This is a genomic window from Janthinobacterium sp. YR213 (assembly GCF_900099875.1).
Taxonomy (GTDB): Bacteria; Pseudomonadota; Gammaproteobacteria; order Burkholderiales; family Burkholderiaceae_D; genus Janthinobacterium; species Janthinobacterium lividum.
Map to the genome: position 1 here is coordinate 564,578 of NZ_FNDA01000001.1, position 13,326 is coordinate 577,903.

The following is a 13,326-nucleotide window of genomic DNA, read 5'->3' on the forward strand; positions in this document are numbered from 1 at the left end:
GCCATGCTGATGCGACGTCTGCGCGTATGCGCCCTCCTGTGCGCCGCGGCGCTGCTGAGCGGCTGCGCCGCCGTCACCGTCAGCGCGATCTCGCCGGCCGACTACCTGCAGCAGCGGCGCGGCGACATCCTCACCACGGGCAAACTCAGTGCCTCGGCCAGCGAAGTGCTGCGCATCATCGGCAGCGACATCGCCGCCTGCGAAGCCAATACGGGCAGCTGCCGCGCCGATCTGGCCCGCTCCGAACTGCTCAGCGACGAGCAGCGCCTGGCCACCCTGTCCGAATTGTGGCTGGAAAGCGCCCTGGCGGAAGAAAAACAGGGCGGCCACCCGAGTGCCGAGCGGCTGGCCGCCTGGCTCGAATCGGCCCGCTATGCGTATGCCTACCTGTTCTACACGACGCGCACGCCGGGCCAGCGCGCCTTCGAGGAGCGCCAGACGCAAATCCGCGACTACTATAATTATGCCGTGCAAAAGGCCGTCGGCAACCTGTTCCGCCACCGCGGCGAATACCGCCCCGACGGCCATGTGATCCGCGTCGCCGGCTGGGAAATCGACAGCGAATTGTCGGCCCTGCGCCTGCCCGAAGACGGCACCCTGCCCGATGAACTGCTGCCGGCCACCTCGCTGTCGTTTTCCGGCCTGCGCAATGTGTACCGGCGCGATGGCTTCGGCGCCGACCTGGTGGCCGTCATGCCCAAGCCCCGGGCATCGAAAGACGAGTATGTCCCTTACCAGGAAACCCGCTTCCCCGTCGTCACGGCGCTGATCCGCTTCGACGGCAACAGCCTGCAGGAAGTCCTGGCCACGCAACAGCTGCTGGTGATGCTGGTCGACCCGACGCGCAGCGAATCGACGCGCATGGCGGGACAGGAACTGCCCGTGGCAGCCAATTTCACGGCCGGCTATGGCTTGTGGCTGGCCCGCTCCGGCTTCGGCGTGCAGGCGCTGCGCACCCTGTTCGGCCGTGCCGACGGCATTTCGCGCCCGCAGGTGCACCTGATGCAGCCCTACGACCCGAACAAGCGCACCATCGTCATGCTGCACGGCCTGGCCAGCAGTCCGGAAGCGTGGATCAACGTGGCGAATGAACTGATGGGCGACGAACAGCTGCGCCGCCGCTATCAGATCTGGCAAGTGTACTACCCGAGCAATGCGCCGCTGGCGGCCAACAACGCCGCCATCCGCCAGGCGCTGAACGCGACGCTGGCGCAGTTCGACCCTTCGGCCAAGGCCGATGCCGCGAACGACATGGTCTTGATCGGCCACAGCATGGGCGGCGTGCTGGCGCGCCTGATGGTCTCCGATGCCAGCAATACCCTGCTCGACGCCATCACGGAAGAATACAATTTGAAGGGCAAGAAGGCGGAAAAAGTGCGCGCCGGCCTGGCGCCCTACCTGAATTTCACGGCCATGCCGCAGGTGAACCGCGCCATCTTCATCGCCGCGCCGCACCGCGGCACCTCGTTCGCCAACCACAAGGTGGCGCGCTGGATCGCCAACCTGATCACATTGCCCATCAACATGCTCGACCAGTTGTCCGACGCGGCCGGCAGCCTGGCGCAGCTCGACACGGGCAGCAGCGAACCGCTGCGCATCCCCAACAGCATCGATAACCTCAGCGACAAGGACCCGTTCGTGCGCCTGGTGGCAGACCTGCCCATCAGCCCGAAAGTGCGCTACTACTCCATCATGGGCAACGACACGCCCGACCTGCCATTGGCCGAATCGAGCGACGGCGTGGTCCCCTACGCCAGCGCCCACCTCGATGGCGCCCTGTCGGAAAAAGTCATCCCGTCCTGGCACAGCGTGCAGGAAAGCCCGCAGGCGATTTTGGAGATACGGCGGATTTTGCGGCTGCCGGACAGTTTAGGCCTCGTCACGCCCGCAAGGCCGCCAGCGCGGTAACGGCCACGGCCAGCGCCGTCTCCGGCGGCGTGCCGTCTTCCAGGTGCCAGGCCGCCGACAGGCCTGCCCACGCGGCGCCCCACGCCAGCAGCCGCGCCGGATCGAGGCACGCCGCATCGGCGATCAACGCCGCCTGCCGCTCCAGCCGGCCCGGCGAAGTGGCCAGCGCGGCGTCCGGGTTGCACAGAATATTGGCGAAATCAAAACCCCGCTCGCCCACATAGCCTTTCGGATCGATGGCCAGCCAGCCGCGCGCGCCGCCATCGAGCACGTTCGCGTGATGCAGATCGCCATGCAGCACCACGCTGTCCTGCGGCGCCGCCAGCAAATCCTGCGCCACGGCATGGCATGCCGACAACACGCCGCCGCGCGCGGCGGCAGCGGCCAGCGCGGCAAAGCAGCCGGACAAGGGAGGCAAAAGTGGAGCGGATGGCCGCGGCGCATGCAGGCGTGCCGCCACGGCGCACAGGATACCGGTGGCGGCCGCATCGCCCGCCTCCCCCGCGCGCGCCAGCGCGGCCAGCGAACGGGAACCCATCGCCCGCTCAAGCAGCAGCGCATCATCCTCCGTGGAGGCGACAAGCACGCGCACGGCGCCGTCGCCATCCCACCAGCGCAGCACGGCGCCAGCGCGCCGCTCATCGTCACCTGTCGACAGCTTCAGCATTGCCGGCTGGCCACCGTGCAGCACCGGCAACAGGCATGCGCCGTGCGTGTGCACGGGCATGCCATCGGCTTGCAATGACCATTGCCGGAGATGGTCGGCAATTCGGTTGTCGTGATTCATGGGTAATCCTGCGATGACAGTCAGAACGCCACTATAAGGGAGATGCGCAAATGCTGGCTGATCGGCCCGTATGGATACTCACCCTGCATCCAGGAATTTCTCCGATGATAAAGTTGCGAAACATGAGAATCTTGTATATGATGTTCTTTATTACGCTTCCGCCCAGAGGTCATCATGAATGTATTGTCGCCATCTGAACTGTTCTCCGCCATTGAACGCCAGGCACTGAAAAATGCTTTTGAGCATTTGCGCGCACTCGCGGCTATCGAGCAGGAAAGTGGCATCCTGGCCCAGATCAGGCAGGCGGGCCTGCTTGCGGGGCAATCGATGCAGCGCTTGCGCGATTCCTACCTGCGTTTTTTTGAAGCAGTGGAAAACGCCAGAATGGCGACGGAAGGTGCGCGGCCCAAGCATATGGTGCGGAAATACTATGTGCGGCTGTTAATCAAGCGCGACAAAGACCGTTTGCTCGTGGCGACATTGCAAAAACTGCTGCATTGCATACCGGCCCAAGGCCTGGTGCTCTCCGGCCGGGTTCGGCGAATTACTGCAACGCATCCTTCGATCGCACCACCGACATTTGCCTGAGGAATCAAGATGACACCGAATCTGGATCATGGCGTTCTGGCGCCCGAGCATCGGGAGTGGACAGACAACGACCTTAGGGTGGTTGAACAGTTCTCGCAGCTTGTGGCCGCGCACCTCGATATCCTGGCGCAAGGTCCCGAGCGCAGCCGCTTGATCGACCTGGCCACGCGCGCGCTCCATGAGGCACGCGCCTCGTTGGGCACCGCGTCACCAGCCATGCTGGTCCGGCTTCCCGTGTCAAAACTCAAGGTTTCGGATGTGATCGAACAAGGATGGGTGGCGCTTTCGCAAGCGTCGCTGTACCGCGCGGTGGAAAGCAAGCGGTTTTATTGCGTGACACCCAAAGGGCGCAGTATCGGCAAGGAGTTTCCTGCTTGGCAATTTGTCCAGCCGGTGCCGGAACTGATCGCGCCGGCGCTCGCCATTCTTGCCGACCAGCCGAGTAGTGAAATTCATGCCTTCTGGATCAGCAGTGCCGATGAATTCAACGAACTTTCCCCTGCAGAAATGCTTGCAGGTAAATCGTTTGAAACGCGGGCCGAGGTACATCCCAGTCAGCAAGCGCTGCTGGATTTGCCGGCACGCGAAAGGCTACGCAAGGTCATTGCGGCGGCAACGTGGCAACACAGGGGCATGGCCGATATCATAGGCTAGCATGGCATATCAACTGAACGAAACACCCGTCCCGCCAGAAATGGCGGCACACTTGCCGGCGTTCGAATCGCTGCGCACTGAATTATTGAGTAATGTCGTCACCCCTCAATCAGGCCAAGCCTTGGTACGCGCGGCGTGGAACGAGGCGTCCATCTGGCCCGCGAAGGTCGAGCGCACGTATCGCTTCGGGCCACCCGTCGAACTGGCTGATCCGAACGGTTTCCCCTATCACTGGGTATATGCCGCGGACGATATCTACACGGCGGTCTGGGAAGCCCAGCTTTGCCGTAACGACGTCACGCGACCGGGCACCTTTTACATCGCTCACAACGCGAAACAAGCGCTGATCGCGACGCTGTCATTCAGCGCTCCGCTGCGATTGCTCGACCTCACAGGGCCGGTCGCCAGCCGGCTGGGCATTTATGACCGCTTGCATAGTCCCGACCACGGCTGGTGCCAATGGCTGGGCTGGCAGCTCGATCAGATCATTACACAGGAGGCAGGGGCGATTCATGGCTTCATCTATCCGTCGCGCCGTCAGCCCGGAAAACTCGCCTATGCCCTCTCCTCGCGTTACATGGCAACGCTGGGCAGGAACATGGCGCGTTCGCATCTGACGTTCGGCGACACCCCTGCCTATGCCAGCCTGCTTGCTGAACGCCTGCGCGTGGACCCGCCCTGACTGACACTCCCTACGCCGGCTCGCGCCACTGGTCCTTGATTTCCAGCATGGCCGGCAGCTGTTCGATGAACAGCGCCAGCAGTTGCGGGTCGAAGTGCGTGCCGCTGTCGCGCTGCATGGTGGCGATGGCTTCGTCGACCGTCCAGGCGCGCTTGTACGGGCGTTCGCTGGTAAGCGCGTCGAAGACGTCGGCGATGGCGACGATGCGGCCTTCGTGGGGGATTTCCTCGCCTTTCAAGCCTTGCGGATAGCCGCTGCCGTCCCATTTTTCGTGGTGCGTCAGGGCGATGGTGCGCGCCATTTTCAGCAGGCCGCCCGCATGCTCGCCGATGATGGCGGCGCCGATTTCCGCGTGGCTGCGCATGACTTGCCATTCGTCAGCATCGAGCTTGCCCGGCTTTTGCAGGATGGCGTCGGGGATGCCGATCTTGCCCACGTCGTGCATGGGCGCCGCGTTGAGCAGGTCTTCCGCCCTGGCCGCGCTGTAGCCGGCCGCCAGCGCCAGCTGGCGCGCGTAATAGCTCATGCGGATGACGTGCATGCCCGTCTCGTTATCCTTGTATTCGGCCGCCTGGCCCAGGGTCTGGATCACCTGCAGGCGCGAGCGGCGCAACTCTTCGGCGTCGACCAGCGACAGATGCGTGCGCACGCGGGCGCGCACGATGGGCGGGCTGACGGGTTTCGTGATGTAGTCGACGGCGCCCGCGTCAAAGCCATCCGCCTCGTCCTTCACGTCGCACAGGGCGGTGACGAAAATGACGGGAATGGACGCGGTGGCCGGCATGGCCTTGAGCTGCCTGCATACCTCATAGCCCGTCATGGCGGGCATCATGATGTCGAGCAGGATCAGTTCGACGGGATTGTGTTGCGCCAGTTCCAGCGCCTTCTCGCCATCCTTGGCATACAGCAGGCGGTAATCGTCCTGCAAGATCTGGCGCAGCACCTGCAGATTTGTCGCTTCATCGTCAACCAGCAGCAGGATCGGTTTGTCTTCGTGTAAGGTCATCGTTAGCCCAAGGTCAGGAAAGGTCGGCAGGCGCTGGTGCTTCCAGCCATGCCAGCAGCTGGCGCAGCACGCCCGCGGCGCGCGCAAATTCAAAGTCGTCGATGGCGCTGGCCAGCGCCTGCAGGCGCGGCTGCTGGCCGTGCGGCGCCAGCATGGCGGCAATCTGCGCCATCAAGGCGTCGTCCAGCTGCCCGCCTTCCAGGCTGGCGATGGCTTGCCGCAGCAAGGCGCCGGCGGCGGCTGCATCGATGGGCGCGCTGGCGGCCGGCGCTTCCATGGCGACGGCCGGCATATCCACCTCTTCCAGCTCGCCGGCCAGCGCCATGAAGGCGGCCGCCAGCTGCACCAGCAATTCGGTCACCGGCAACTGGCGCGCGATGGCTTGCTCGATGCGTCCCAGCAGGCTTTCGACCTGCACCAGGCACAGGTTGCCCGCCGCGCCCTTGATACGGTGCAGCAGGTGGCCCGCCACGCTGCTGCCGCCGCGTTCCAGTTCCGCCGCCAGCATCGCGGCGCAGTCGCCATTGGCTTGCACGAAGCGCGCAATGGCGCGCTGCAAGGCCGCGCGTCCGCCCCACAGGGCGATGCCGCGCTGCCAGTCGACCTGGCCGGCGGCGGCACGCGCCGCCGCGCCGGCCGCCGGCGGCGGCATGGCCACGGCGATATCGAGCAGGCGGGCGATTTCCGCCGTCAGCTTGTGCATTTCCAGCGGCTTCGAAGCAAAGCCGTTCATGCCGGCCGTCTGCGCGGCGCGCCGGTCCTGCTCCAGCACGCTGGCCGTCAGGGCGATGATGGGCGTCGCCTTCAAGCCCTGCTCGCGCTCGTGCACGCGGATCAGGCGCGTCGCTTCCAGGCCGTCCATGCGCGGCATCTGCACATCCATCAGGACGATGTCGAAGCTGCCCTTGCTGAACTCGCGCACGGCGCTCTCGCCATCGCTGGCGGCGATCACCTGGTGGCCGGCCGCGCCCAGGCTGATCAGCAGCAGTTCCACGTTCTGCGGCACGTCGTCGGCCGCCAGGATGCGCAGCGGCGGCAAGGCCACCACAGGCTGTTCGCTGCGGCGCGCCACGGCCTTGCCCGGCGCCAGCGGCAGCAGCACGTGGAACACGCTGCCCACGCCCAGGGTACTCTCCACCGTGATGGTGCCTTTCATCAGTTCGACCAATTGCAGCGAAATCGTCGTGCCCAGGCCCGTGCCGCCAAAGCGGCGGCTCATCGAAGAATCGGCTTGCGTAAAGGGGGCGAATATCTTGTCCAGGCGGTCGGCGGGGATGCCGATGCCCGTGTCGTGCACGGCGATATGCACCTGCTCGCCCTGCATGCCGACGGCCACGCGCACATGGCCCACTTCCGTGAACTTGACGGCGTTGCCGATCAGATTCGTCAGCACCTGCTGCACCCGGCGCGCGTCGCCCAGGAAGAACTGGCCCATGCCCGGATCGACATCGACATGCAGCACCAGGTCGCGCGCATGCGCCGTGATGCGCAGCGACGCGGCCACATGGTCGACCAGGTCGGGCAGCGAAAAGTCCACCAGTTCCAGTTCGGTGGCGCCTTTTTCCAGCTTGGCCATGTCGAGGATGTCGTTGAGCAGCTCGAGCAGGGAACGGGCGGACTGGCGCACCGTGCCCAGATGGCGGCGCTGCAGGCTATCCAGGGCGGTCCCCAGCAGCACTTCCGTAAAGCCGATGATGGCGTTCATCGGCGTGCGGATTTCATGGCTCATGTTGGCCAGGAAGCTGGTCTTCGATTCGGCGGCCAGCTCGGCGCGGTCTTTTGCCGCGCGCAGGTTTTCCTGCATGGCGCGCCGCTCGCTGACGTCGGTGGCCAGCTTGACCACCTTGAACGGTTTGCCGTCCGTGTTGAAGATCGGATTGTACGATGCCTGTATCCACACTTCCTTGCCATCCTTGCCGATGCGCTTGTACTCGCCCGTATTGAACTGGCCACTGGCCAGCTGCTGCCAGAACGCGATGTAGTCTGGCGAGGTCACATAACCCGGTTCGCAGAAAATGCTGTGGTGCAGGCCCAGCACATCGTCGAGCTGGTAGCCGACCAGGTCGAGGAAGTTCTCGTTGGCCGCCAGGATGCGTCCCTGCAGGTCGAACTCCGCGACGGCAGTCGCGCGCGAGATGGCCGTCACCTTGCCTTCGTATTCGGCGTTGCGCAATTCGCTTTCCGTGATGTCGAGGATGACGCCATCGATCCAGCGCACCACGCCGTCGTTATCGAGCACGGGGCCGCTGCTTTCGCGCACCCAGCGCTCGCGCCCGTCGCGGTGGATCATGCGGTAGACGTTCTCGAAGTCGCGCTTTTCTCCGGCCGCCTGCACGCAGGTGTCGTTGACGCGCTGGCGGTCGTCCGGGTGCACGAGGTCGAACAGCCTGACGCGCCCTTCGGCGAAGTCCTGCGGCATCCAGCCAGTCAGGTTGAAGACGGCATCGCTGATGAAGATCATCCTCCATTCGGGCGCGAAGCTGCAGTGGAAGGACACGCCGGGGATATTGCGGATCAGGGTGCGGTACTGGCGCTCGCTGTCCTTCAGCGCCTGCTCCATGCTGCGCGACGAGCGCATGTCCGTGACAAACGCCACGAACAGGGGCTGGCCCGGCGTGTCGATCTTGCCGATCGCCACGCGCATGGGCAGCACGGCGCCATCCTTGTGGCAGCCATCGAGTTCGCGTCCGCTGTCGAGGATGCGCGAGGCGCCCGTTTCCAGGTAGTCGCGCAGATAGCCTTCGTACTCGGCCGCGTCGGACGGCTGCAGCAGCACGCTGGCGTCGCGCCCCACGATCTCCGCTTCGCGCCAGCCGAACAGGCTTTCCGCGGCGGGATTGAAGGAGCGCACCTTGCCCTGGCCATCGATGGTGATCAGGCCGTCGGCCGCCGTATCGACGATGGCGCGCAGGCGCGATTCGCTGGCGCTGGCGTGGCGCAGCAGCTGGCGGTAGCGCAACAAGCCGTTCGCGGCGGCCACGAAGACGGTCAGGGTGACGGTGATCAGGGCCACGGCCAGGGCCACGAACGAGGCCTGTACCGTAATCGTGTTCTCGCCCGCCGTGGGCGTGCCGGAAAAGCGGGCCGCCAGCATGCCCGTGTAATGCATGCCGGAAATGGCTAGCCCCATGACAACACTGCTGACCAGCAACGACGCCAGGGGCGTGAGACGCAAACGCATGGCGCTCAGGCCAAAGCGTATCCACAGCGCCAGCATGGCCATGACGACAGCCACCACCAGCGACAGGGCGAACAGCCACGGCTGGTAATGCAGGGTCAGCGAAGTCTGCATGGCGGCCATGCCGCTGTAATGCATGGAACCGATGCCCACGCCGACGAGCACGCCGCCCACCACCAGCTGGCGCCAGTTGATGCTCGGGCGCGCCAGCAGGTGCAGCGCCACCCATGAAGCGGCCACGCCGGGCAGCATCGACAGCAGGGTCAGGCTGGGATCAAAGGATACGCGCGTGCAGATGTCGAAGGCCAGCATGCCGATGAAGTGCATCGACCAGATGCCGCCGCCGAGCGCGATGGCGCCCGTGATGATGGCCGTCTGGCGCTGGAAGCCGCGCTCGCTGCTGCGCGCCATGCCGGCGATCTGCAAGGCCATGAACGAGGCAAAGATGGCGATACCGACGGAAAACAGCACCAGCCACGCATTGTGCGTGCCGTAGATGTACTGCATGGTATCGCTCGATACGGCAAAGATGGAACTAAACATACTGTCGTGGCATAAGGTGAGTGAAACGTGACGTCGCAAAACATGACGGCCCACCGCGCGCGCCGGCGCCACGCTTTTTACTAAAGCGGCAACACAGCGGAAATGACAACGGTAGCAGTCGACTAGGGCAAGGCTCGGTCATCACGCCCGCGCCTGCCGCGCGGGGGAAAGGTGCTTTTTACAGAGTGAAAAAGCGGAATGCGTACGAACTCTGGCGCGGATGGCTGGCCGCCAGCGTGACGATGATTTTTTAAAGAGCCATGAGTATAGTTGCTTTGCGAACATATTCATAGGACTTCAGCAATACAGTTATCAAAAATGATAGTTATTGCGGCGGCGATGCGACACTGGCCCGTCTGCGCCTACGCCTGCGGCCAGCGCGCGCGGATGGCCGCGGATTCCTGGCTGATCGGTCCAGCCGTCTCGCTGACAGGGATACCGGCCAGTCTACAGCGGCGGCTCAGTTCCTCCTTGATCTGGCACAGCGTCCAGCGCTGCGGCACGGGCAAGTTCAGGCCCACCACGCGGATCAGCGGATAGTCCGCGAGTGTCGTGTAGAGCAGCAGCTCGACGCGCGCCAACGGTGCCGGGGTCCGATAGACCTGCAATGCGCCCCCATACGTGACCACGTCCAGCCGCTGCAGCTGCGACCAGTCCAGCTGCACGCTTTTATCCCAGCCGGGCAGGCGCCGCGCATGGCGCCGCAGCAACAGGCCCGCATCGTCAAGTTCCACATGAAAGAGCAGACTGCGTCCCGGAAACAGCACCAGGCCCGCGATCCAGGCGGCCAGCGCCAGCGGACAGAACAACACTGCCTCGCCCGCGTACGGCACGTCGCGCCAGACGGCTTGCAGGACAAAGGCGAGGATCAGGGCACAACCGCCCAGCAGCACGCTGCGCCACAGCACGGGACGCAGATTGGCCATCATCGCCGCATGCGAGCTTGCATCGTCGGCCGGCGAAAAACGGATCCATTCGGCGCGCGCCGGCTTCAGCGCGGGTCTCAGCTCCCCGCTCAAGCGGTCGGCGCCAGCATGCCGCGGAACCACGCCAGCTGCTCGCGCGTCAGGTAATTGGCGCCATCGCCATGCAGGAGGACGATCTCGATCTCGGGCGGAATCGAGGCGATCAGCTGCGCGCCCGTCACGGGAATCTTGGGAAAGTTGATGCCAGCCAGGAAGGCCAGATCTTCCGCCACCGTCACGCACTGGCGCTCGGGATTGGGCGATGGCACGAGGAACAGGTCGATCTGTTCGCTTTGTCCGCCGATGACGACGTGTAATTGCGCGGTCAGCAGTTCGGGCAGGATCAGCTCGATATTATTCTCGGCGCGCGATTGCTGGAAAGCGCTTTTCAGGGGCGTGAGGACAGGTGTGGCGGACATGGAGACAGTCAGAAATGGGGACGGCGGCAGTGTAGCAGAGGCGCCCGCCCGGGACGCGCTCTGCTGGCGCAACGGCTACATCTTGTAGTTCAAGGACAGCAGCACGCTGCGCGGCGCGCCGTAGCGCTCCAGCCCGCCCGACCACGAATAGCCGAGTCCCTGGTAGTAGCGGCGGTCGAGCACGTTGTCGACATTCACGCGCAGCTGCAGCTGCTCGCTGATCCGGTAGCCGGCCGTCAGCCCGACGATGGCGTAAGCGCCCTGCCGCGTATCGAAGCCCGTTTCGCGGCGGTAGATCTTGTCCTGCGCGTAGACGGAGGCGCCCAGGTTCCATTTCGCCAGGCTGCCGCTCAGCTGTACATTCGTGTACAGCTTGAACAATTGCTTCGGCTCATCCGTGGCGATGCGCTGGCCGATGTTGGCCGCTACGCTGTCCTTGGTGTACTTGGCCAGTACATAGGTGTAGCCACCCGCGATCTGCCAGCCCGGCAATGGCGAGCCCGACAATTGCAAGTCGATGCCTTCGCTCTGCACCTGCCCGGCCGCGCGGGCGCAATAGATGGCGCCGCCCGTGGGGCAATTGACCTCGTCGGCCATGGCGCGGTTGTTTTGCCTGATGCGGAACAAGGCGCCGCTGGCATTGAGCCTGCCGCCAAAATATTCTCCCTTCACGCCCACTTCCAGGTTGGTGCCGCTCAAAGGCGGCAAGGTATTGCCGCGCACATCGAGCTCGCTTTGCGGCTGGAATATCTGCGTCCCGCTCGCATACACGGAATGATGCTGGTCCAGGTCGTAGACGAGGCCCGCGTATGGCGTGAATTTCGCGTTTTCCGTCAGGCTGCGGCGCCAGGCCGGGTTGGTGGAATACCAGCCCGTGACATCCTGCGCATACCAACCGAAGCGCCCGCCCAGCACCAGGCGCAGCGGATCGGCCAGGCTGAAGTTACCGGCCGCATACAGGCCCTTCTCGTCCGTCTTGCGGCCCCAGTTATATGGCTCGAACGGCGCGCCGTTCATGCGGTAGGCGCGCGGATTCCAGTGGCGGATATCGATCACGCGCTTCCCGGCGCCTTCCCAGCTCTGGCCCGCGTCGGAATCGTCATGGCGGTAGCTGGCGCCCACGATAAGGTCATGCTGGCGGCCGAACCAGGTGACGGGGCCGCTCAAGCGCCAGTCGGCCACCACTTGTTCCGTGTTGTACTTCCAGCCCGTTTCCGACTGTTCCAGCAGATACGTTTCGCCATCGACGCGGCTGTTGGTGGTGTTGCGCGTGCTCGACGAGGCATCGATGCGCGTGATGGCGAAGCGGCTGCGCCAGCCCTTGTCCAGCTTCGTTTCCAGGTCGGCGAAGACGACGTTGTTGTCGCGCTTCTGGAAGGAATCGGCATTATTCAGGAAGGTCCAGCGGGGCAAGTCCATGTGACGGCCATCGGGCAAGGTCGGCAAGCCGACGAACACGCCGTCGGTGCGGCTGTGCTGGCGCGAAAAACCGATGCCGGCCGTGGTCGACGGCGTCAGATCCGCCTCGACGATGGCATACACGGTGCCGTTGGTATTGTTGACGACGTCAACAAAACTGTCGCTGTCGCGCCAGCTGGCCGCGACACGCCCCCGCAGGCTGCCCGAAGCGTTCAGGGCATTACTGGCGTCCACCGTCAATTGCCGGTCCTTCCAGCTTCCCAGGTGGGCCGAGGCGTTCAGCAAGGGTGTGGCCGTGGGACGCTTGCGCACCATGTTGATGCTGCCCGACGGAGCGCCCGCCCCTTCCATCAGGCCCGTGGCGCCGCGCACCACTTCCACCCGGTCGTACATCAGCATGTCGGCGGAAACGTTGCGCTCATTGAAACCCGTCACATCGAGCGGCAAGCCATCCACGTTGACGTGGCTCAAGGCAAAGCCCCGGGCGAAATACGTGGTTTCCTGGTCGGACACACCCTGCGTCTTGCCATACAGGCCGGGCGTGGCGCGCGCCACGTCCTGCAAGGTGGTCAGATCGAAATCTTCCATTTGCTGGCGCGAAATGACGCTGACCGTTTGCGGCGTGTGGCGCTGCGACAGGTTTAGGCCCGTGGCCGTCGACATATTGCGCGCCGTATATAAGCCCGTGCCTTCCGTGGCGCGGTCCGCCTCGGCGCTGACGACCACGGCGGGCATGCTGGCCAGGCCGCCATCGGCCGTGCTGGTATTGATTTTACGCAAGAGGTAATTGCCATTGCCACCGTCCGTCACTTCGAGGCCGCTGCCTTGCAGCAGTTTTTGCAGGCCGGCAGAGATGCCATGGCGCCCTTGCAAGCCCGGCGTCACCAGGCCGTCGAGCGCCACGCCCTGGGTGGACAGGTTGACGCCGGCGGCGATGGCAAACGATGCCAGCGCGTTGCGCAGGCTGCCGGCGGGAATGCTGTAGTCGCGCACGCTGGCGGCCGGGCCGGACTCGGCGGCCAGCGCCGCTTGCGGCAAACCGGTGCCGGCGACGCCCACGGCGAGGAGCAGGACCAGCGCGGCGCGCACGGCGCCGGTGGTGGGATGGAGCGTCATTCGTGCTGCGGTAATGCGGTGCTGCAAAGCCATGTGGACCCTTTCGATGGTTCGGATTGTT

Annotated in this window: 10 protein-coding genes; 4 read left to right on the forward strand and 6 right to left on the reverse strand. The window is 64.6% G+C overall.

Annotated elements, in window-relative coordinates; translation table 11 throughout:
• Positions 1–3 precede the first annotated feature (3 nt).
• Positions 4–1,908, forward strand: coding sequence for an esterase/lipase family protein (locus BLT98_RS02585; protein ID WP_092605076.1), 1,905 nt, complete (start codon positions 4–6; stop codon positions 1,906–1,908).
• On the opposite strand, the gene BLT98_RS02590 is transcribed toward BLT98_RS02585, so the two are convergent.
• Positions 1,880–2,695, reverse strand: coding sequence for an aminoglycoside phosphotransferase family protein (locus BLT98_RS02590; protein WP_092605077.1), 816 nt, complete (start codon positions 2,693–2,695; stop codon positions 1,880–1,882). The two genes, BLT98_RS02585 and BLT98_RS02590, sit on opposite strands and share 29 nt — an antisense overlap.
• A gap of 174 nt (positions 2,696–2,869) precedes the next feature.
• Here BLT98_RS02590 and BLT98_RS02595 point away from each other — a divergent pair, with 174 nt between their 5' ends.
• Genes BLT98_RS02595 through BLT98_RS02605 form a run of 3 tightly spaced genes read left to right on the forward strand, consistent with a single transcriptional unit; the run spans position 2,870 to position 4,619 of the window.
• Positions 2,870–3,283, forward strand: a complete 414-nt coding sequence (locus tag BLT98_RS02595) for a hypothetical protein (protein WP_139178986.1) — start codon at positions 2,870–2,872, stop codon at positions 3,281–3,283.
• 9 nt (positions 3,284–3,292) lie between these two features.
• Positions 3,293–3,937 carry a hypothetical protein gene (locus tag BLT98_RS29395; protein WP_244517358.1) on the forward strand — a complete coding sequence of 215 codons (645 nt, stop codon included), beginning with the start codon at positions 3,293–3,295 and terminating at the stop codon, positions 3,935–3,937.
• 1 nt (position 3,938) lies between these two features.
• On the forward strand, positions 3,939–4,619 hold the full coding sequence (locus tag BLT98_RS02605; protein ID WP_092605079.1) for an RES family NAD+ phosphorylase: 681 nt from the start codon (positions 3,939–3,941) through the stop codon (positions 4,617–4,619).
• Between the two features lie 10 nt (positions 4,620–4,629).
• Here the strand turns inward: BLT98_RS02605 and BLT98_RS02610 are convergent, their stop codons facing one another.
• The 5 genes from BLT98_RS02610 to BLT98_RS02630 all read right to left on the reverse strand — a co-directional run bounded on the left by BLT98_RS02610 (position 4,630) and on the right by BLT98_RS02630 (position 13,265).
• Positions 4,630–5,625, reverse strand: a complete 996-nt coding sequence (locus BLT98_RS02610; RefSeq protein WP_070280554.1) for a response regulator — start codon at positions 5,623–5,625, stop codon at positions 4,630–4,632.
• Positions 5,626–5,638: 13 nt separating this feature from the next.
• Positions 5,639–9,346: a PAS domain S-box protein gene (locus BLT98_RS02615; RefSeq protein WP_092605080.1), complete on the reverse strand. Its 3,708-nt coding sequence runs from the start codon at positions 9,344–9,346 to the stop codon at positions 5,639–5,641.
• Between the two features lie 362 nt (positions 9,347–9,708).
• Positions 9,709–10,365: a hypothetical protein gene (locus BLT98_RS02620; protein WP_092605081.1), complete on the reverse strand. Its 657-nt coding sequence runs from the start codon at positions 10,363–10,365 to the stop codon at positions 9,709–9,711.
• Entirely contained in the window at positions 10,362–10,730 is a 369-nt protein-coding gene (locus BLT98_RS02625; RefSeq protein WP_034785789.1) for a hypothetical protein, read from the reverse strand. The genes BLT98_RS02620 and BLT98_RS02625 overlap by 4 nt, the downstream gene beginning before the upstream one ends.
• 75 nt (positions 10,731–10,805) lie before the next feature.
• On the reverse strand, positions 10,806–13,265 hold the full coding sequence (locus BLT98_RS02630) for a TonB-dependent siderophore receptor (protein ID WP_092605082.1): 2,460 nt from the start codon (positions 13,263–13,265) through the stop codon (positions 10,806–10,808).
• Between the last annotated feature and the right edge of the window lie 61 nt (positions 13,266–13,326).